The 20,206-nt window shown below is 71.2% G+C and carries 16 protein-coding genes, 1 pseudogene and 1 riboswitch; of the genes and pseudogenes, 4 read left to right on the forward strand and 13 right to left on the reverse strand.

The window, feature by feature from the left end:
* Positions 1 to 131: 131 nt before the first annotated feature.
* Entirely contained in the window at positions 132 to 956 is an 825-nt protein-coding gene (locus ACIBJF_RS33320) for an ABC transporter ATP-binding protein (protein WP_399179349.1), read from the forward strand.
* Entirely contained in the window at positions 956 to 3,484 is a 2,529-nt protein-coding gene (locus ACIBJF_RS33325) for an ABC transporter permease (RefSeq protein ID WP_399179351.1), read from the forward strand. Before ACIBJF_RS33320 ends, ACIBJF_RS33325 begins: the two co-directional genes overlap by 1 nt.
* A gap of 64 nt (positions 3,485 to 3,548) precedes the next feature.
* On the opposite strand, the gene ACIBJF_RS33330 is transcribed toward ACIBJF_RS33325, so the two are convergent.
* Positions 3,549 to 4,841 carry a class I SAM-dependent methyltransferase gene (locus ACIBJF_RS33330; RefSeq protein ID WP_399179353.1) on the reverse strand — a complete coding sequence of 431 codons (1,293 nt, stop codon included), beginning with the start codon at positions 4,839 to 4,841 and terminating at the stop codon, positions 3,549 to 3,551.
* Positions 4,842 to 5,108: 267 nt separating this feature from the next.
* On the opposite strand from ACIBJF_RS33330, the gene ACIBJF_RS33335 reads away from it, so the two are divergent.
* Positions 5,109 to 5,705 (forward strand): hypothetical protein, encoded by a 597-nt coding sequence (locus ACIBJF_RS33335; protein WP_399179355.1) that lies wholly within the window; start codon positions 5,109 to 5,111, stop codon positions 5,703 to 5,705.
* Positions 5,706 to 5,784: 79 nt separating this feature from the next.
* Here the strand turns inward: ACIBJF_RS33335 and ACIBJF_RS33340 are convergent, their stop codons facing one another.
* The 7 genes and pseudogenes from ACIBJF_RS33340 to ACIBJF_RS33370 all read right to left on the reverse strand — a co-directional run bounded on the left by ACIBJF_RS33340 (position 5,785) and on the right by ACIBJF_RS33370 (position 13,550).
* Positions 5,785 to 7,164: an NAD(P)/FAD-dependent oxidoreductase gene (locus ACIBJF_RS33340; RefSeq protein ID WP_399179357.1), complete on the reverse strand. Its 1,380-nt coding sequence runs from the start codon at positions 7,162 to 7,164 to the stop codon at positions 5,785 to 5,787.
* A 444-nt stretch (positions 7,165 to 7,608) separates the two neighbouring features.
* Positions 7,609 to 8,565 (reverse strand): exopolyphosphatase, encoded by a 957-nt coding sequence (locus ACIBJF_RS33345; protein ID WP_399179415.1) that lies wholly within the window; start codon positions 8,563 to 8,565, stop codon positions 7,609 to 7,611.
* Between the two features lie 204 nt (positions 8,566 to 8,769).
* Positions 8,770 to 9,171 (reverse strand): annotated as a pseudogene (locus ACIBJF_RS33350) (DUF501 domain-containing protein); the annotation flags it as partial.
* 28 nt (positions 9,172 to 9,199) lie between these two features.
* Positions 9,200 to 9,676 carry a septum formation initiator family protein gene (locus ACIBJF_RS33355; protein WP_365330918.1) on the reverse strand — a complete coding sequence of 159 codons (477 nt, stop codon included), beginning with the start codon at positions 9,674 to 9,676 and terminating at the stop codon, positions 9,200 to 9,202.
* Between the two features lie 118 nt (positions 9,677 to 9,794).
* Complete coding sequence (eno, locus tag ACIBJF_RS33360; protein ID WP_351807373.1) at positions 9,795 to 11,102, reverse strand: phosphopyruvate hydratase; 1,308 nt, start codon at positions 11,100 to 11,102, stop codon at positions 9,795 to 9,797.
* Between the two features lie 335 nt (positions 11,103 to 11,437).
* Positions 11,438 to 12,136 (reverse strand): transglycosylase family protein, encoded by a 699-nt coding sequence (locus ACIBJF_RS33365; RefSeq protein WP_399179360.1) that lies wholly within the window; start codon positions 12,134 to 12,136, stop codon positions 11,438 to 11,440.
* A gap of 4 nt (positions 12,137 to 12,140) precedes the next feature.
* Positions 12,141 to 12,312, reverse strand: a riboswitch (cyclic di-AMP (ydaO/yuaA leader).
* A 182-nt stretch (positions 12,313 to 12,494) separates the two neighbouring features.
* Positions 12,495 to 13,550, reverse strand: a complete 1,056-nt coding sequence (locus tag ACIBJF_RS33370; protein WP_399179362.1) for a transglycosylase family protein — start codon at positions 13,548 to 13,550, stop codon at positions 12,495 to 12,497.
* A gap of 289 nt (positions 13,551 to 13,839) precedes the next feature.
* On the opposite strand from ACIBJF_RS33370, the gene ACIBJF_RS33375 reads away from it, so the two are divergent.
* Positions 13,840 to 14,523: a DUF899 family protein gene (locus tag ACIBJF_RS33375; protein ID WP_399179364.1), complete on the forward strand. Its 684-nt coding sequence runs from the start codon at positions 13,840 to 13,842 to the stop codon at positions 14,521 to 14,523.
* On the opposite strand, the gene ACIBJF_RS33380 is transcribed toward ACIBJF_RS33375, so the two are convergent.
* The 5 genes from ACIBJF_RS33380 to ACIBJF_RS33400 form a co-directional block, all read right to left on the reverse strand.
* Positions 14,517 to 15,827 carry a cytochrome P450 gene (locus ACIBJF_RS33380; RefSeq protein ID WP_399179366.1) on the reverse strand — a complete coding sequence of 437 codons (1,311 nt, stop codon included), beginning with the start codon at positions 15,825 to 15,827 and terminating at the stop codon, positions 14,517 to 14,519. The two genes, ACIBJF_RS33375 and ACIBJF_RS33380, sit on opposite strands and share 7 nt — an antisense overlap.
* The gene (locus ACIBJF_RS33385) at positions 15,824 to 16,885 is read right to left on the reverse strand and encodes a nucleoside triphosphate pyrophosphohydrolase (RefSeq protein WP_399179368.1); all 1,062 of its coding nucleotides are present in this window, start codon (positions 16,883 to 16,885) and stop codon (positions 15,824 to 15,826) included. The genes ACIBJF_RS33380 and ACIBJF_RS33385 overlap by 4 nt, the downstream gene beginning before the upstream one ends.
* A gap of 149 nt (positions 16,886 to 17,034) precedes the next feature.
* Positions 17,035 to 17,688, reverse strand: coding sequence for a SurA N-terminal domain-containing protein (locus tag ACIBJF_RS33390; RefSeq protein ID WP_399179416.1), 654 nt, complete (start codon positions 17,686 to 17,688; stop codon positions 17,035 to 17,037).
* Between the two features lie 240 nt (positions 17,689 to 17,928).
* Positions 17,929 to 19,419 (reverse strand): protein kinase, encoded by a 1,491-nt coding sequence (locus ACIBJF_RS33395; RefSeq protein ID WP_399179418.1) that lies wholly within the window; start codon positions 19,417 to 19,419, stop codon positions 17,929 to 17,931.
* Positions 19,420 to 19,457: 38 nt separating this feature from the next.
* A complete protein-coding gene (locus tag ACIBJF_RS33400; protein WP_399179370.1) occupies positions 19,458 to 20,126 on the reverse strand; it encodes a hypothetical protein in 669 nt (222 codons plus the stop codon).
* Between the last annotated feature and the right edge of the window lie 80 nt (positions 20,127 to 20,206).

The raw sequence follows: 20,206 nt of genomic DNA on the forward strand, positions 1-20,206 counted from the left end.
CGCGGTGCTCTCCCGTCCGACCCCAGTCGCCCCCCGGAACCGGAACAGCGACTGACTACACGCGCCCTCGGCGCCGGGACGATGGAACGGTCTGCATGGAACACACGTCGTCCCGACAGGAGCACCGTCCCGTGACCACCACACCCACCGCCGACCGGACCACCGCCGTGGCCGCACGCGCCACGGAGCTGTCGAAGATCTACGGGCAGGGTGAGACCCGGGTGGTCGCCCTGGACCGGGTCTCCGTCGACTTCCGGCAGGCCGAGTTCACCGCGATCATGGGCCCGTCGGGCTCGGGCAAGTCCACGCTGATGCACTGCGTGGCCGGCCTCGACACCTTCTCCTCCGGGTCCGTGCGGATCGGCGAGACCGAGCTGGGCTCCCTGAAGGACAAGCAGCTCACCAGGCTCCGCCGGGACAAGATCGGCTTCATCTTCCAGGCCTTCAACCTGCTGCCGACGCTGACCGCCCTGGAGAACATCACCCTGCCGATGGACATCGCCGGGCGGAAGCCGGACAAGGCCTGGCTGGACCGGGTCATCGCGATGGTCGGCCTGTCCGACCGGCTCGGCCACCGGCCCTCCCAGCTCTCCGGCGGCCAGCAGCAGCGCGTCGCCATCGCCCGCGCCCTGGCCTCCAGGCCCGACATCATCTTCGGTGACGAGCCGACCGGAAACCTCGACTCGCGCTCCGGCGCCGAGGTCCTCGGCTTCCTGCGCAACTCCGTGCGCGAACTGGGCCAGACCGTGGTCATGGTGACGCACGACCCGGTGGCGGCGGCGTACGCGGACCGCGTGGTCTTCCTGGCGGACGGCCGGATCGTCGACGAGATCCACGCCCCCACGGCCGACTCCGTCCTCGACCTGATGCGCAGTCTTCCTGGGGGCGGTAACACCAGCGGCTCGGCCGCGCGGCCCCAGACCCCCGAGTTCGACGCGAAGGGCCGTACCTCCTGATGTTCCGCACCGCCCTGCGCAACGTTCTCGCGCACAAGGCCCGGCTGCTGATGACCGTGCTCGCCGTGATGCTCGGCGTGGCCTTCGTCGCCGGGACGCTCGTCTTCACCAACACCATCTCCGACGCCTACCAGAAGAGCTCCGCCAAGGGCTTCGACCCGGTCGACGTCGCCGTACGGCCCAGGTACCAGGACTCCGAGGGCGACAAGGTCGGCAAGCTGTCCGACCTGACCCAGGCCACGCTCGACAAGGCCGCCGAGGTCCCCGGCGCCGCCTCCGCGACCGGAGTCGTCAGCGGCTTCACCGCCGTCGCCGGCAAGGACGGCGAACTGGCCGGCGGCGACTGGCAGTCCGCCGGCGGCAACTACTGGGGCACCAAGGACGCCCGGTACCCGCTGGTCGGCGGCCACGCCCCGCACGGCGCGGGCGAGGTGCTGCTCGACTCCAGGACCGCGAAGCGGGCCGGCTACCGGGTCGGCGACACCGTGCGGCTGTCCGTGAACGGCCCGGTCCTCACCCCGACCCTCGCCGGCATCTTCACCACCGACGACGGCAACGTCTCCGCCGGCGGCAGCCTCGCCCTGTTCGACACGCCGACCGCGCAAGGGCTGTTCGGCAAGAAGGGCACGTACGACGAGATCGACGTCAAGGCCGCGGCCGGCACCAGCCAGACCGCATTGAAGGCCCGGCTGGACAAGGCCCTGCCCGCGCACCAGGTGAAGACCACCACCGCCAAGCAGCTCGCCGACGACCAGGCCAAGCAGATCGCCGCCTCGATGAGCGGCCTGAAGCAGGCGCTGCTGGTGTTCGCCGGCATCGCGCTGTTCGTCGGCACGTTCATCATCGCCAACACCTTCACCATGCTGGTCGCCCAGCGCACCCGGGAACTGGCCCTGCTGCGCGCGGTCGGCGCCTCCCGCCGTCAGGTGACCCGTTCGGTGCTGTTCGAGGCGTTCGCGGTCGGCGCGGTCGCCGGTGTGGCGGGGCTCGCCGCCGGCGTCGGCATCGGCGCGGGCCTGCGCTCGCTGCTGGGCTCCTTCGGCGCGAGCGTGCCCGACGGGCCGCTGGTGATCAGCCCCGGCACCGTGGTGGCCGCGCTCGCGGTCGGCATCCTCATCACCATGCTGGCCGCCTGGCTGCCCGGCCGCCGGGCCGCGAAGATCCCGCCGGTGGCGGCGATGAGCAGCGTGCACGCCAAGGCCACCACCAAGTCGCTGGTGCTGCGCAACACGCTCGGCGCCCTGTTCGCGGCGGCCGGCGTCGCGGTGGTCCTCGCGGCCACGTCGATGGACACCGACTCCGCCCAGGGCCCGATGGGCATCGGCGCGGTCCTGCTCATCATCGGCGTGTTCATCCTGACCCCGCTGCTGTCCCGCCCGCTGATCGCGGCGGCCGCCCCGGTGCTGCGCGCCTTCGGGGTCTCGGGCAAGCTCGCCCGCCAGAACTCGGTGCGCAACCCGCGGCGCACGGCGGCCACCGCCTCCGCGCTGATGATCGGTCTGACCCTGATCACCGGTCTGACGGTGATGGCGGGCAGCCTGCAGACCGCGATCGACAAGATGGCCTCCTCGGCGATCCGCGCGGACTACGTCGTCTCGATGGCCAACCGCTCGCCGCTCTCCCCGGACGTGGCGACCAAGCTCGCCACCGCCGACGGCGTCACGGCCAGCAGCCCGCTGCGCAACGGCGAGTCCCGCATCGACGGCAAGACCGAGTTCCTCACCGGCGTGAACGGCTCGTCCATCGGGAAGCTGACCGACCTGAAGGTGGACAACGGCACCTTCAAGGTGGGCGGCTCGGACGTCGTCGTGGACAAGGACCGGGCCAAGGAGTACGGCTGGACGCCCGGGTCGCACTTCACCGCGCACTTCGAGGACGGCAAGGCCCGCACCCTGACGGTCGCCGGCGTCTACGAGGGCAACGACATGATCAACGGGATCATGCTCGACGACAAGGTCCTCACCCCGCACCTGAAGGACCCGGCCGACATGCAGGTCATGGTCAAGACGGCGGACGGTGCCTCCGACGCGGCGAAGGCGCGGCTGACGAAGGCCCTGGGCACCAACCCGGCCATCAAGATCCAGGACAAGCAGGACATCTCCAACAGCATCGCGCAGATCTTCACGACGATGCTGAACATGCTCTACGGCCTGCTCGGCATGGCGGTGATCGTCGCGGTCCTCGGGGTCATCAACACCCTGGCGATGTCCGTCTTCGAACGCGCCCAGGAGATCGGCATGCTCCGCGCGATCGGCCTGGACCGCAAGGCGGTGAAGCGGATGGTCCGCCTGGAGTCCCTGGTGATCTCCCTGTTCGGCGGAGTGCTCGGCATCGGCCTGGGCGTGTTCTTCGGCTGGGCGGCCGGTCAGCTGCTGGGCACGAAGATGCCGACGTACGAACTGGTCCTGCCCTGGGCCCGGATGGCGGTCTTCCTGCTGCTGGCGGGCACGGTCGGCGTCCTCGCCGCCCTGTGGCCGGCCCGGCGCGCGGCCCGGCTGAACATGCTGGCGGCGATCAAGGCCGAGTAGCCGTACGGCACGGAAAAGGAGGGGGGCCTCGCAGCCGCGAGGCCCCCCTTCGCCGTACGCGCCGTCAGGTGTTCCAGGTGCGGGTGCGCAGCGGCAGGCCGGACGCGCCCGACTCCGGGGTGCGGACCGCCAGGACCTGGTTGACGCCGATCCGGTTGCGTTCGAACGCGAGGGCGGAGGCGGCCATGTACAGCCGCCAGACGCGGGCCCGGCCGGGGCTGGTGAGGCGGACCGCGCGGCCCCACTCCCCCTCCAGGTTGGCGACCCACCGGCGCAGGGTGCGTGCGTAGTGCTCGCGGATGGACTCCACGTCCCGCACCTCGAACCCGGCGCGCTCCAGCTGGGTGACCGTGGTGCCCAGGGGTGCGAGTTCGCCGTCCGGGAAGACGTAGGCGTCGATGAACTCGTCCACGGAGTACGCCGACTCGTCGTGCTGCGGGCGGCGGGCGATCTGGTGGTTGAGCAGCCGCCCGCCGGGCTTGAGCAGGCCGTGCAGCCGACGGGCGTACTCCAGATACCGCTCGGCGCCGACGTGTTCGGCCATGCCGATGGAGGAGACGGCGTCGAAGGGCCCGTCCGCCACGTCCCGGTAGTCCTGGACCCTGATCTCCACCCGGTCGGTCAGCCCCTCGTCGGCGACGCGCTTACGGGCGTACGCCGCCTGCTCCTGCGAGAGGGTGATCCCGACGACGCTCACGCCGTGCTCGCGGGCCGCGTGGATCGCCATCGAGCCCCAGCCGCAGCCGACGTCCAGCAGCCGCTGACCGGGTCTCAGACCGAGCTTGGCGCAGACGAGTTCGAGCTTGTCCCGCTGGGCGCTCTCCAGGGTGCTGTCGTCCTCCCAGTAGGCGCAGGAGTACACCATGGACGGCCCGAGGACGATCTCGTAGAAGTCGTTGCCGACGTCGTAGTGGTGGCTGATCGCCCGCTTGTCGCTGCGCCGGGTGTGCAGATGCCGGCGCGGCCTGCGGACCTCCTCGCGCGGCGGCGCGGGCGGGACCGGGGGCCCGGCCAGCTTCAGCAGTTCGAGGGCGGCGGCCCGTACGGCGGGCTCGCGCAGGGCCTGCAGGAGGCTGCGGGCGTCCTCACCGCGCTCCCACACCAGTCCCGCCAGCGCGTCGAGCGCGGTGTAGAGGTCGCCCTCGATGTCCAGGTCCCCGGAGACCCAGGCGCGGACGAGGCCCAGCTCGCCCGGTTTGAACAGCATGCGGCGCAGGGCCCGGCGATTGCGCACGACGAGCGCCGGGGTGCCCGGCGGCCCCGCCTGCGACCCGTCCCAGGCCCGGATCCGTAGCGGGAGCGCAGCTCCCAGCCCTTGCTCGGCAAGACTCCTCAGCCGCGATGCGGCGTCGGCCATGGCGCACACCTCCAAGACGAGATCCCGGATGCCGGTAACCACGTAAACACCGTTGGCCGTCCGGCGCAGTCCCGCAAAGGAGTTACAACTGGGCAAAACAGCTGTATGAGCCATGCGGATGGCATGACCGACCGGGGGTGCGGAGTGTGCGCGAGGCCCCGCCGTCGGTCAAGTCACGACTTGCAGGGGCATGACGTGCGCTCGGGGGCCGGGCCGTAATGGATGACGTACCCGGCTCCCCCTTCTCCTCATCGGATGTGCGTTTCCATGGTTCGTCTTTCCAGGTTCCACCGTCTCGCCCTGCTCGCCTCCTCGACGGCGGTCGTCACCGCGGGCGTGCTGTCGCAGGGCAGCGCGTTCGCCGCCACTCAGTGGCAGGAGATCACCGACTCCCCGAGCGGCATCACCGTCCGGCTCCCCGGAAAACCTGTGGTGCAGAGGTACAGCGATCACGGAGTCAACAGCCGCAACTACGTGGTGCCGACCCGCTACGGAGCCCTGGGTTTCTCGGTCTTCGACGGGCCCGCCCACGCTCAGGCCAAGCCGTGGGACCTCAAGACCGGTCTCAAGGCCGCGGTGGACGGCTACAACAGCGCCGACACCGGCGCCGGACTGCGCAGCACCGGCGTCCACGAAGGCACCAAGGACGGCGACCGCTACCTGGAGGCCAAGCTCGTCGGTGCCGGCGGCAGGACGGGGCACATCCGCCTCGTCGACCACGGCAGGCAGTCGATCGTGGTCATGACCGTGGGTCACGACGACCAGCGGGCCACCGTCGACCGGGACTACCGGCAGGTGCTCGACAGCGTCAAGGTCCCGGACCACGCGCCCCGGCAGGTCGCGGGACCCGCCGTGGCCACCTGACCGGTGTGCGGACACGCCGAAGGGGCCGCCCGCACCACGGATGGCAGGCGGCCCCTTCGGCGTGTTCAGCAGACCTGGGTCAGGAGGCCTTGGCCTTCTCCTCGGTCTTGGCGGCGGCGACCGGCGCCGGCTTCGCGGCCTCGTAGAACTCCTCGCGCGGGTTCTCCATGGCGCCCAGGGAGACGACCTCGCGCTTGAGGAACATGCCGAGCGTCCAGTCGGCGAAGACGCGGATCTTGCGGTTCCAGGTCGGCATCGCCATGCCGTGGTAGCCACGGTGCATGTACCAGGCGAGGCGGCCCTTGAGCTTGATCTTCATCTTGCCCATGACGATCATCGCCACGCCCTTGTGCAGGCCGAGACCGGCGACCGCACCCTTGTTGGCGTGCTCGTATTCCTTCTGCGGGAAGCCCCGCATACCGGAGACCACGTTGTCGCCGAGGACCTTGGCCTGGCGCAGCGCGTGCTGGGCGTTCGGCGGGCACCAGGCGTTCTCGTTGCCCGCCTTGCGGCCGACGAGGTCCGGGACCTGCGCGTTGTCGCCGGCGGCCCAGATGTAGTCCGTGCCCTTGACCTGGAGCGTGGGCTCGCAGTCGACGTGGCCGCGCGGGCCGAGGGGCAGGCCGAAGCGGGCGAGGGCCGGGTTCGGCTTGACGCCGGCCGTCCACACGATCGTGTTGGCGTCGACCTCGAGGCCGTTCTTGAGCACCACGTGGCCGTCGACGCAGGAGTCCATGGAGGTGGAGAGGTAGATCTCCACGCCCCGGCTCTCCAGGTGCTCCTTGCCGTACTGACCGAGCTTGGGGCCGACCTCGGGGAGGATCTTGTCGGCGGCGTCGACGAGGATGAAGCGCATGTCCTCACGGGACACGTTCTTGTAGTACTTGGCCGCGTCCCGGGCCAGGTCCTCGACCTCGCCGATGGTCTCCGCGCCCGCGAAGCCACCGCCGATGAAGACGAAGGTGAGCGCCTTGCGGCGGATCTCCTCGTCGGTCGTGGAGTCGGCCTTGTCCAGCTGCTCGAGGACGTGGTTGCGCAGGCCGATGGACTCCTCGATGCCCTTCATGCCGATGCCCTGCTCGGCGAGGCCGGGGATCGGGAAGGTGCGGGAGACCGCGCCGAGCGCGATCACGAGGTAGTCGAAGGGCAGCTCGTACGCCTCGCCCACCAGCGGGGCGATCGTGGCGACCTTGCGGTCCTGGTCGATGGTGGTGACCCGACCGGTGAGGACCTCCGCCTTCGGCAGCACGCGTCGCAGCGGGACGACGACGTGGCGAGGGGAGATGTTGCCGGCGGCGGCTTCGGGGAGGAAGGGCTGGTAGGTCATGTACGACCGGGGGTCGACGACCGTGACGGTCGCCTCTCCGTAGCGCATCTTCTTGAGAATGCGCCGAGCTGCGTACAGGCCTACGTACCCACCGCCTACTACGAGGATCCTGGGACGCTCCGTGGTGCTCATGCCATCGAGTATCCCCCCGCCTCCGAGGGGGTGCTCGTGCGCCCCTTCACAAGGTCTGCCAGGCCCTGTGCTACACTCCGCGACCCGCGTGACGCAGATCATGACCGGCGACGGGAACCGCAGTTCGGCCGGGACCGTTGTCAATGCCGCGTGAGCTGCCTCTCCTGGCCGGCGGGGCGGCGGTGAGGGCGCCGTGACGCGACCGGAACAACCCTTTCCGCGGCCACCCACACCCTCCATCTGAACATGTTCAAACGACCTTTGGGGCCCCGGAAGGGCCAACCGGCACCCTTTCGTAGCTCCACCGGGCCGAATTCCTTGTGAAGAACTTCACGAACTTTCCCGGAGCGGTCGCGGCGAAGGGGCCCCGAAGGGCCCCTCGACACCGCTCAAACGTTATCCGACCTGCTCAGCAGACGACTACCCGCGAGTAACAAAAGAGAGCTACGCCACCGACCAGGCGATGCCGTCGAGGATGTCGTGCTCGCTCACCACGACCTCCTCGGCGCCGATCCGCTCCATGATCGCGAGCAGTACGAGGGCGCCCGCGCCGATGACGTCGACCCGGCCGGGGTGCATGGAGGGGATCGCGGCGCGCTCGGCGTGCGTGGAGCGCAGCAGCCACTCGGTGATCTCGCGGACGCGGTCGCGGGAGACGCGGGAGTGGTGGATGCGCGCGGAGTCGTACTCCGGCAGCTCCTGCGCGATGGCCGAGACGGTGGTGACGGACCCGGCGAGGCCCACCAGCGTGCGCGCCTCGCGCAGCGGGACCGTCTCCTCGGCGAGGTCCAAGGCGGCCTCGATGTCGGCCCGCATGGCGGCGATCTGCTCCTCGGTGGGCGGGTCGCTCACCTTGCCGTCGTGCACCAGGTGCCGCTCGGTCATCCGCACGCAGCCGACGTCCACGGACCGCGCCGCCCGGACGTGCTCCGCGCCGACGACGAACTCGGTGGAGCCGCCGCCGATGTCCACCACCAGGTACGGCTTGGTGAGATCGTCCCGGCCCTTCAGCTCCTTGGTCGCGCCGGTGAAGGAGAACTCGGCCTCCTGGTCGCCGCTGATCACCTCCGGCTCGACGCCGAGGATGTCCAGCACGCCGCGCACGAAGTCGTCCCGGTTCTCGGCGTCCCGGGAGGCGGAGGTGGCGACGAACCGCGCCTCGGCGGCGCCGAGTTCGCGGATGATCCCGGCGTACTCCCGGCAGGCGGCGAAGGTCCGCTCCAGCGCCTCGGGCGCCAGCCGGCCGGTGCGGTCCACGTCCTGGCCGAGCCGCACGATCGTCATGCGCCGGTCCCGCTCCAGCAGTTCGCCGGTGGCCGGGTTGACGTCGGCCACCAGCAGCCGGATGGAGTTCGTGCCGCAGTCGACGGCGGCGACCCGGGAGAAGCCCTCCGGAACCATCGGCCGGTACGCGAAGAAGCCGCTGCGGACCTCGGTCGGGTCGGTGACGGCGCCCTCCTCGCCGGGGTGCTCGTCGGCCGGGTCGGGCGCCCTCAGCGGCTGCACACACGGCCCCTTGCGCCACCACTGCGGAAGCATCGCGATCGCCTCGTCGCCGAGCGGGTTCACGCCCGGACCGGCGGCCAGGGAGTGCGCGACCAGCACGTGCAGGCACTTCACGCGGTCCGGCATGCCGCCCGCGCTGGGGAAGCCCTCCAGGACCTCGATCTCGTCCCGGCGCCGGATGTAGTCCTCGTGCGCGGCCCGGTAGGCGGCGGCCAGTTCCGGGTCGGTCCGCAGCCGCTCCGTCATCTCCTTCATGACGCCGTCCGCCTCCAGTGTCCCGATCGCCGAGGCGGCGCGCGGGCACGTCAGGTAGTACGTCGTCGGGAAGGGCGTGCCGTCGGGCAGCCGGGGTGCCGTCTCCACGACGTCCGGCTGACCGCACGGGCAGCGGTGCGCGATGGCCCGCAGGCCCCGCGGCGGGCGGCCGAGTTGCTGCTGGAAGGCCTCGACGTCGGCGTCGGTGGGCTCGGTGCGCTCAGTGGGCGGCGGGGGCGTTTCCATGACTGCTTATCGGAGACTTTCTGTCAGTTCACTGGTCGGAGGCGTCGGACTTGTCGACGCCGTCCCAGACGTTCGCGTACCAGGGCCGGCGGGCGGCCCCGAGGTCGGCGCGGGACTGCTTGGCCGCGCCCGGGTCGATCACCACGTACCCGGTCTCCCCGGGCATCACATAGTGCAGCCGGCGCCGGATCTGCTGCTCGGCGTAGGAGTCGTCCTGCCAGCGCGCCTTGAGGTCGCGCAGCTGCTCGACCCGTTTGCGGGCCTGCTCCTGCTGCCGCTGGAGGTCGGAGATCTGCGCGCGCTGGGAGACGTACTGGCGCATCGGATAGGCGAGCGCGACGATCAGCGAGCACAGCACCAGCGCGAGCAGCGCCGCGCGGCCGGTGAGGCGGGAGCGGCGGGCCTGGCGCCTGGTCTGGGAGCGGTACACGCGGGCCGCCGTCTGCTCGCCGAGCAGCCGCAGCCTGGTCGCGGTGGAGAAACGGTCCCGGTCCTTCACGGCCATCTGGCTTCTCCCGCCTCCCCTTGCCGGTGTGCTTCACACGTGCGTACGTCCCCGGACACGGTACGGGACCGGGTACGGGGACGTACGTACGACTGGCTAAGACTTAGCCCGGGTTGGCTCAGCCCTTGGAGATCTCGTGGTTGCCCTTGAAGCGCGGGAACGCGCTGCGGCCGGCGTACACCGCGGCGTCGTCGAGGATCTCCTCGATGCGCAGCAGCTGGTTGTACTTGGCGACGCGCTCGGAGCGGGCCGGGGCGCCGGTCTTGATCTGGCCGCAGTTGGTGGCGACGGCGAGGTCGGCGATGGTGACGTCCTCGGTCTCGCCGGAGCGGTGGGACATCATGCACTTGAAGCCGTTGCGCTGGGCCAGCTCGACGGCGTCCAGGGTCTCGGTCAGCGAGCCGATCTGGTTGACCTTGACCAGCAGGGCGTTGGCGGTGCCCTCCTCGATGCCGCGGGCGAGGCGCTCGGGGTTGGTGACGAACAGGTCGTCGCCGACCAGCTGGACCTTGTCGCCGAGACGGTCGGTGATGACCTTCCAGCCGGCCCAGTCGTCCTCGAACAGCGGGTCCTCGATGGAGACGAGCGGGTAGGCCGCCACGAGCTCCTCGTAGTACTCCGTCATCTCGGCGGCGGAGCGCTCCTTGCCCTCGAAGAGGTACTTGCCGTCCTTGTAGAACTCGGAGGCGGCCACGTCGAGCGCGAGGGCGATCTGGTCGCCGGGGACGTACCCGGCCTGCTTGATCGCTTCGAGGATCAGGTCCAGGGCGTCACGGTTGGAGCCCAGGTTCGGGGCGAAGCCGCCCTCGTCGCCGAGGCCGGTGGACAGGCCCTTGGACTTCAGGACGGACTTGAGGGTGTGGTAGACCTCGGCGCCCCAGCGCAGGGCCTCGGAGAAGGACTCCGCGCCGATCGGGGCGATCATGAACTCCTGGATGTCCACGTTGGAGTCCGCGTGCGAGCCGCCGTTCAGGATGTTCATCATCGGCACCGGCAGCAGGTGCGCGTTGGGGCCGCCCAGGTAGCGGAAGAGGGGGAGGTCGGACGCCTCGGAGGCGGCGTGGGCGACGGCGAGGGAGACGCCGAGGATGGCGTTGGCGCCGAGGGAGCCCTTGTTGTCGGTGGCGTCCAGGTCGAACATGGCCTGGTCGATCAGGCGCTGCTCGGTGGCGTCGTAGCCGACCAGCTCCGGGCCGATCTGCTCGATGACGGCGAGGACGGCCTTCTCGACGCCCTTGCCCTGGTAGCGGTTCGGGTCGCCGTCGCGGAGCTCGATGGCCTCGAAGGCACCGGTGGAGGCGCCGGACGGGACGGCGGCACGACCCGTGCTGCCGTCGTCGAGGCCGACCTCGACCTCGACCGTGGGGTTGCCTCGGGAGTCCAGGATTTCCCGGGCTACGACGACGTCGATGGACGGCACGAGCATCTCCTTCTTGGATGTGACGCTGGAAGTGCGGGGCTGTCTGCCTTACGGCTGTGCCTTGCGACTAGAGCCTAACCGTCCCCGGGGCGTCGGCCACCGACCGACCGTCCCGTGGACAGGAGAGACACGCAGACGGTACCTATTGTTCACCCACGGAACAAAGGGGGCTGCCGGTGAGCCCCTGCTGAAGAGTGGGGAAACGAAAGACCCCGCCCCGGCGCGTACGGGGGAACACGCGCCGGGGCGGGGAGCCCGTGGGGACGGGGGTGGCCCTCACGAGGCCCTCAGCATGCGGGCCGGGGATGTGAGGGCACTGTGAGCCCGTACGGAGCCAGGTGTCACTTCAGGTGCAGCTGCTGGCCCGGGTAGATGAGGTCGGCGTCCTGGACGATGTCCTTGTTCAGCTTGAACAGCTTCTGCCAGCCGCCGGCCACGTGGTGCTTCTCGGCGATGGCGCTGAGGGTGTCGCCCTTGACGACCTTGTACTCGCCGTCGCCCTTCTCGACCTTCTTGCCGGTCGGGGTGGTGACGGTCTTGCTCGCCGACGGGGCCGTGCGCGTGGTGGAGCGGGTGGCGGCCTGGCCGGTGGAGCGGGTGGCGGTGCTCTTGGTGGTGCTCTTGGTGGTGGTGCTCTTGGCGGCCGCCGGGGCGGAGCCGCTGTACGGCGTGCTCGACAGGCCCGTGCCGCACACCGGCCAGGCGCCCTTGCCCTGGCCCGCGAGGACCTTCTCGGCGACGGCGATCTGCTGCGCCTTGGTGGCGAGGTCGGCACGCGCGGCGTAGGCGGTGCCGCCGTACGCGGCCCAGGTGGAGTTGGTGAACTGCAGGCCGCCGTAGAAGCCGTTGCCGGTGTTGATGGACCAGTTGCCGCCCGACTCGCACTGGGCGACCTTGTCCCACTCGGAGGCGGTGGCGGCGGAGGCGTTGCCGGCCACCATCAGCGGGGCGGCGACGGCGGCGCCGGCGACACCGGTGAGCGTGATGGCGCGAACGGCCTTGGACGGGCGACGGTGCGTGCCCTTGCCGGAGAACAGCATGGATCGATCCCCTCACCGACGCCTGCGAGGTGAGCTGTCGGGTTCGGGCCGGTTGAGTTGCCCGGCCGCGCACTCGTCATCCGAGGCGCGGCTTCACCCCAAGCCGGTCCAGCGTCAACCGCTGGGCCCGGCGCTTACCTTGGGTCCCCCGCTCCTGCCTACGGCGCTTGACGCGACGACTGTTCCCGGGCATCCGCTGGCAGGATTCGGCGTTGCGGCTGCCGGGGCTCGTGGTGACGAGCGGTCCTGACCGTAGACATGCGATCGTCGGATTTTCAAAGACGATCAGGGCTTCTGAGACTCATCCCACACTTTCACCAAACCGGACATCAGCCGCGAAGTGGGGCGTCAATTCCCGCTAGCCGTCGCCGTTTTCGCCATGGACTTCCAGGGTCTGACCGGCGGCGATGTGGTCCGGGTCGGCGCCGATGGCCTTCTTGTTGGCGGCGTAGAGCGCATGCCACCCGCCGTCGACGTCAAGGGAGTCGGCGATGGAGGCGAGGGAGTCGCCCTCGCGGACGGTGTAGGTGTCCGGTCCGCGGCCGGCGTGACGGCCGGAAGGTGTGGCGTTCTGACCGGTTGTCACGCTTTCGTCCGCGCTCTCGCCGCGGTGACGTCCGCCACTGCCGAGTGCGCCGGTGTCGACCAGGCTCCAGGAACCGGCACTCTGCTGGTAATTGTCCGGGTTGTCGGCGCTCGGGGTTGCTGTGGGAGAGCTGTCGCCTTCCTGTGAACCTCCGCCGTCGTGCGAGCCGGACTTGTCAGTCTTGTCGGACTTGGGCGCGCTGGTCCCGGTCGAGTCGCCGGTGCCGTCCGGGGTTTCGGTGGCGTGCTTGCCCGCACCCGGGGTCGGCCCGGTGCTCTCGTCGGAGGACGAGCCGGTGGAGTCCGAGCCGGAGTTGGAGCCGGAACCGGAGTCCGAGGAGGACGAATCCGACAGACCGGACGAGCCGGAGTGGCCGGCCGAGCCGGACGCGTCACCCGAAGCACCGCCGCCGCCGGAGCCGCCGACGCCGGGGTCGACGTCGACCGAACCGGAGTGGGAGGTCAGCCCGGCGGTCAGCGCGCACATGGCCCACGGCTTGGTGCCCTGGTCGGCGAGGATCTTCTCGGCGACGGCTATCTGCTGCGAGCGGCTGGCCTGGTCGGCGCTCTCGGCGTACTGCGTGCCGCCGTACTCGTCCCAGTCCTCCTGCGAGATCTGCAGACCGCCGTAGTAGCCGTTTCCGCTGTCCGCGCTCCAAGAGCCGCCGCTCTCGCACTCGGCGACCTTGTCCCACGTGGTGCCGTCGGCCGCGTTGGCGCTCGCGGCGCCGAGCAGCGGGATGGCGATGGCGGAGCCGGTCACCCCGGCCGCGACGAGGAGGGCCGGAGCCTGACGGGGGCGACGGTGACGACCGTTCCCGGAGAGCATGCGGAAGCCTTTCGTGCGACAGCAAAACCGGCGGGCGATGCAGTGCCTCTCGCCACGCTGATGGGTGAACGTATCGGCAGACGATCACTTGTCACAAGTTCATGCCGCGCAGATCACGTGAAGATCACAGTGTTGAATGTTTGTCATCTCCTGCTGTGCGGCGGCCGATCGTCCCCTCCTGCCCGCTTTGTCACCCGTCGGGAACGGCAACGCCTCACGCCCTGCGCGCGGGGCGGCCGCGACCATGGACTCGACATGACCCCGGGGGCTTCCCGTCCAGGAGGACACGATGGCGCGGCACACCCGGCTGTCCGGCGAGTCCGCGGACTACCTCGCCGCACGCGAGGAACTCCGCGACGCCGAGATCGAACTCATGCGCCACCGCGAGAGGGTCGCGGCCCTGCGCCGGGCGCTCCCGCAAGGCGCCGAGGTCGACGACTACGTCTTCCTCGAAGGCCCCGCCGACCTCGACGCGGGCGACACGCCCGTCCGCGAGGTCAGGCTGAGCGAACTGTTCACCGGCCCCGGCCGGCCGTTGATCGTCTACCAGTTCATGTACGGCAAACGGCAGACCGACCCGTGCCCGATGTGCACCCTGTGGATCGACGGCTTCAACGGCGTCGCCCACCACGTCGCCCAGAACGCCGACCTGGTCGTCCTCGCGGCCGCCGACCCGCCCACCCTTCGCCGGCACGCCCGCGCCCGCGGCTGGTCCCGGCTGCGTCTGCTGAGCGCCGGGGACAGCACCTTCAAGTACGACCTGGGCAGCGAGGACCAGGACGGTGCGCAGGACTCCACCGTCTCCGTCTTCACCCGGGACGCGGACGGCACGGTCCGCCACTTCTACTCCGCCCACCCGCGCATGTCCGAGGACATCGACCAGCGCGGCATCGACCTCCTCAACCCCGTCTGGCACCTGCTCGACCTGACGCCGGGCGGCCGCGGCGACTGGTTCGCCGGCCTGGACTACTGACCGCCGCTTCCCGCCCGGACCGGCGTGAACTCCACGGGCAGGGTGCGCAGACCCCGCATGATGAGCCCGCCGCGCCACCGCAGGTCGGCCGGATCGGCGGCGAGCCGCAGGTCGGGCAGGCGGGTGAGCAGGGTGGCGAGCGCGGTCTGGCCCTCCAGCCGGGCGAGGGGCGCGCCGAGGCAGTAGTGGATGCCGTGGCCGTAGCCGAGGTGCTGGTTGTCGCGGCGGGCGAGGTCCAGCACGTCCGGGTCGGCGAACCGTTCCGGGTCCCGGTCCGCCGCCGCGAGCACCACGAGGACCGGGTCCCCCGGCGCGATGTCCTGTCCGCCGATGCCGAGCGGCTCGGTGGCGAACCGCCAGGTGGCCAGCTCCACCGGGCCGTCGTAGCGCAGGAGTTCCTCCACTGCGGTCTCCAGCAGATCCCTTTCCCTCCTTGCCAGGGAGCCTTGGAGGCGCTCGCGCTCCTCGGGATGGGTGAGCAGGGCGTAGGTGCCGTTGCCGATCAGGTTCACGGTGGTCTCGAAGCCGGCGAACAGCAGGATGAAGGCCATCGCCGCGGCCTCGTTCTCGGTGAGGTGCTCGCCGTGGTCGGAGGCGCGGATGAGACCGGAGATGAGGTCCTCGCCGGGCGCGGGCTCGGCGGGCAGCGCCTCGCGCTTCTTGTGGATCAGCTCGGCGAGGTAGCCGCGCATCTTCTTCACCGACCGGGCGACCCCGCCCCGCGGCCCTCCACCGTGCCGGATCATCATGCCCGCCCAGTCCCGGAAGTCGTCCTGGTCCTCGCGCGGGACGCCGAGCAGGTCGCAGATGGCGTAGATGGGCAGCGGGAAGGCGAACTCGTGGATGAGGTCGGCGGATCCCCGCGCCGCGAACCGGTCGATGAGGTGGTCGGTCAGCTCCTGCACCCGGGGCGCGAACTCGGCGACCCGGCGCGGGGTGAACGCCTTGCTGACCAGCCGGCGCAGCCGGGTGTGGTCCGGCGGGTCGATGTTCAGCAGATGGGTCATCAGCTCGGCCTTGCGCTCGCCGGGGATGCCGGTCTTGCCCTTGGCGTGCGCGGGCTCGTCGTGATGCGCCGGGTTCTTGCTCAGCCGCTGGTCGGCGAGGGCCTGCCTGGCATCGGCGTACCGGGTGACCAGCCAGGCCTCGACACCGCTGGGCAACCGCGTCCGGTGCACCGGCGCGTGCTCGCGCAGCCAGGCGTACGCGGGGTAGGGGTCGGTGGCGAACTCCCAGGTGAACAGGGCGGGAGCGGAATCCGGGGCCGGGTCGGGGGCGGACTGGGGGTGAGGCTGGTCGGTCACTCTCCGACCGTATCCGGATCCGGGTGGGCCTCCGCGTCCCGGTGGCCGCCGGAAGCCGTGGGTATCGCCTCGGGGGCGACTCCCTCCGCCTCGCGGATGGCGTCCCGGTACGCGCGCGCCGCAGCGCGCAGGGCGGCCTCCGGGTCGACGCCCTCCGTCTCGGCGCGGGCCGCCAGGGCCAGCAGCTGGTAGCCGACGCCCTCGCCCTCGGGGAGCGGCACGTCGAGGCCCGCCGTACGCGCGCGGGAGGCGAGCTTCGCGGCGAGGGCCAGGCCGGGCTGGCCGAGCGGGACGCCCTCCGTGACCGAGGTGCGCCGCTTCTCCTCGGCCTTGGTGCGCAGCCAGTGCGCCTTGACGTCCTCCGGTGTCTCGGCCTTCTCGTCGCCGAAGACATGCGGGTGCCGGTGGACGAGCTTGGCGACGATGCCGCCGGCCACGTCGTCGACGGAGAACGGCGTCTCCGGGTGCTCCTCGGCGATCCGGGAGTGGAAGACGACCTGGAGCAGGACGTCGCCCAGCTCCTCGCGCAGCTCCTCGCGATCACCGGCCTCGATCGCCTCGACCAGTTCGTACGCCTCCTCGATGCCGTACTTGGTGAGGCCCTGGTGGGTCTGCCGGGACGACCAGGGGCATTCGGCGCGGATGCGGTCCATGACCTGCACGAGGTCCAGCAGACGGGCGCCGGGCAGGTCGTAGGAGGCCGGGAGCAGTTCCAGCTCGGGCATCGCGACGCGGCCGGAGCCGGCCAGCCGGGCCAGGCCGTCAGTGAGCGCGGGCTCGCCCTCACCGGTGGCCACGACCACCACCGTCCGCCCGCCGGCGCAGGTGTCGACGAGCTCCTGCGCGGTGGGGGACGCCTGAGCCACCGCTATGCCGGCCTCGCGCAGATACGGCAGCTGCGGATGGGCTGCGTCCGCGCACAGCACGGCGTCGGCGGCGCGCAGGGCCTGCCAGGCGGGCCAGGACAGCAGGCCGGGCGCGACACGGTGGCTGGTGGTGAGCAGGACGATGCGACCGGGGTCGGCGGCGGGGGTGAGGTCGGAGCTGGATGCGTTCACGATCCGAACGTAACCCACGGCGGCGAGGAGCGGATTTGGTTATCCACAGGGCGGGGACGATCGTGTGATCGTACGACCGCAACTCGGTCGGTTGCCCGAACCCGGCCGGTCCCCCGCCGTACCGTTCCGGCGCCCGGCCGGGCCGCTCGCTACGCCGTCACCGGCTGCCCGCCCGACGCCGTCGTGACCTCCCGTACCCACGGCGTCTTGGCGTCCACGCGGCTGCTCTTCTGCACGTCCCAGCTGCCGTAGCGCGGGTTGAGGTCGATGTGGAGTTCCTGGGACGCCTTGGACAGCGCCTTCCAGAAGGCGGGCTGGCTGGTGTCGGTGCCGAGCTGCCTGGCCAGCTTCTGCGCCTCCAGCTGGAGCCGGAGGTTGTCGTCGAGGCGGGCCGGGGCGATGCCGTACTTCTGCAGCCAGGCGATCTGCAGCCCCTTGAGGCCGCCTGCCTGCTGCTCAAGCCCCGCGCGCATCTGCTGGACCTCCTCGCGGCTGACCGTGATGCCCGCGTCCCGCGCGGCACGGTGCAGCACCCGGTCGAGGACCATGTTGTGCAGGGTGTCCCGGGTGAGGCTGCTGGTGGAAGCCAGGACCTGCTGGTACTGGGTCTCGTCCGGCACCGCGGCCCGCTGTGCCCTGCGGACCTCGTCGACCCGGCTCTCCAGCTGCGCGACGGTGATCCGCTGTCCTCCCACGACGGCCGCGGCGCCCGGGTGGGCGTTGTTTCCGCAGGCGGTCAGCAGGGGTGCCGCGGCGGCGATCGCGGCGGTGAGGACGAGCGCGGTGCGACGGCGGCGGTGCAAGGAAACCTCCAAGGGGAGATTGTGCGGCGGTGCACAAAGTCTTGCGGTGATCGATGTTAGGCAGTGGGGAGGCCTGGGCCAACCCATTCGACCAACGATTCGCGCGCGCTTCGGGCACCGTCGCGCCGCCGCCGAGGGCTCGGCGCACGTGACTTCCGTCCCCGGCACGTGTCCGACGGCGATACCGATGCCGTCGCCGCGCCACGGGAGTTCACAGGACCCTCCCGGGCAGCGGCATGGTCAACCGCGCACCTGCCCCAGCCATTGCAGGGTGCGCCGGATCTCCATGGCCATCGGATAGCCGGGGCCGTGCAGCCGTTCCACGTCCATCAGCAGCCGGGCGAGGGTGTCGAGGGCGGAGGGCCGGTCGCCGAGGGCGAGCAGCAGATGGCCGATGCGCCGGCGGACGTCGTGGGCGAGCTGCGGGTCGCCGGAGACGTACTGGTTCTCGTAGTACGGCAGCAGCGCGCGGTACTCGGCGAGCGCCGCCGCCGGCTGGCCCAGCTGCTCCAGGCACTGCGCGGCCTCGTAGCGGTAGCGCAGGGACTGCGGGTCGGCCTGGCCGGCCTCGGCGGCGCGTTCGTCGGCGAGGCGGCGCAGTTCGGGCAGCGCGCGCCGGTACTGGCCGTCGTCCATGAGCGTGGCCGCGTACTGCTTGCGCAGGGTGCGCACGACCGGGGAGTGCTCGCCGTGCTGCTCGGCGGCGGCGGGCAGGATCGCGCCCAAAATGTCCACGGCCTGGGTGATGCGCCCCTCCCCGAGCAGCCGCTTGACCTCGTCCACGGCGGCGGCGACGTCGGGCTTCTCGGCCATCGGCGGCGGCGCGACGGGGGCGGGCTGGGGCGCGGGGGTCCGCGCGCGGTCCGGCCACGGGGCGTGCGGGCGCAGGAAGGGGCGCGTGGGGTCCAAGGGCGCCCCGGTGGGCATGCCGCGCGCCGGCAGGAGCGCCGCCAGGTCCTCGTAGACCTCCTGCGCGGACGCCGGCCGGTGCTGCGGGTCCTTGGCGAGCAGGCGCAGGACCAGCGTCTCCAGCGCCTCGGGGACCTCGGGGCGGATACGGCGCACGGGCAGCGGGGGCTCGTACAGGTGCCGGTGCAGCACCCCGAGCGCCGTCGAACCCGCGAACGGCACGTCCCCGCTGAGCAGTTCGTGCATCAGCACGCCGAGCGCGTACAGGTCGGTGTACGGGCCGACCGCCCCGCCCATCGCCTGTTCCGGCGCCATGTAGGCGGGCGAGCCGATCGGGGAGCCGGTGTGGGTCAGGCGGGTGGTGTCGGTGTCCATGACGGACGCCACGCCCAGGTCGAGCACGGTGACCGTGCCGTCCTGCTTCACCATCACGTTGCGCGGCTTGAGGTCGCGGTGCACGATCGGCACGGCGTGCACGGCGCTCAGCACGGCGCACAGTTGCGCGGCCACCGCGACCGCCCACTGCCACGGGTACGGATCGTGCTCGGCGAGATGGTCGGACAGGTCGGCGCCGTCGACGTACTGCATGACGAGGAACAGCTCCTCGCCCTCGCTTCCCGCGTCGTGCACGGTCACCAGGCCGGGGTGGTCCACCTGCGCCGTCACCCGGCACTCGCGCATGAACCGGCGGCGCAGTTCGTCCGCCTCCTGGCCCGCCACCTTGTCCGGGCGCAGCAGCTTGACCGCCACACGCCGGTCCAGCCGCCGGTCGTACGCCGTCCACACCTGGCCCATGCCGCCCTGTCCGATGAGCGTGGACAGCTCGTACCGGCCGGCGACGACACGTCCTGTCGCCACGGTCACCTTCCGCCCTCATGGCCGTCGGGCCGGCCGTGCTGCTGCCCGTCGTGCTTGCGCAGATAGTCGCTCAGTTCGTCCAGTTCGGCGCGCACCTGGTCGATGTGGCTGGGCGCCGGGCGCCGCGGCGGCGGGGTGGTCGGCGGCGGCTGGGGCACGGGCGTGTGCGGCATCGGGGGCGGGGTGTGCGGGGCGATCGGGGCCGGCGGGAAGGGCGTGTCGTGGCCCGCCCGGCCCATCGGCACGGTCGGGACGGTCGCCGCGGTGTAGGGGTTCGCGGGGCCTGGATAGGCGTACCCGGCCTGCCCGGCCCGCGACGCGTACGCCTGCTGCCAGCGCGAGTAGTGGCGGATTTCCGCGGCGAGGTAGTACGCGATCGTGCCCACCAGCGTGCCCAGCAGCAGGAACATGCCGAAGTAGCCGGCCGCGGTGTGGATGTCGTCGCCGGGCTCGGTGCCTATCAGCACCAGGCTGAGGATGTCGGCGACCAGCGCGGCGACGAACAGGCACCAGTCCAGCGCCCGTCGTGTGACGATCGCCAGCCGCAGCAGCATCGCCCAGGCCATGAGGCCGATGCTGAAGAACCCGATCACCACGAACAGCACACGCAGCAGAACCAGCCACGCGGTGTGCGGCGGCTGCTTCACCGGCTGGTAGCCGAGGCCTTGCATGACTGCTCCTGATGCCTGATGTGGGCGTGCGTGTCCGACCGGCGTGCTCCGTCGGGCGGAGAACGCCGGTCGTCCGATTG

This window comes from Streptomyces sp. NPDC050743 (assembly GCF_044456925.1).
Lineage (GTDB): Bacteria > Actinomycetota > Actinomycetes > Streptomycetales > Streptomycetaceae > Streptomyces.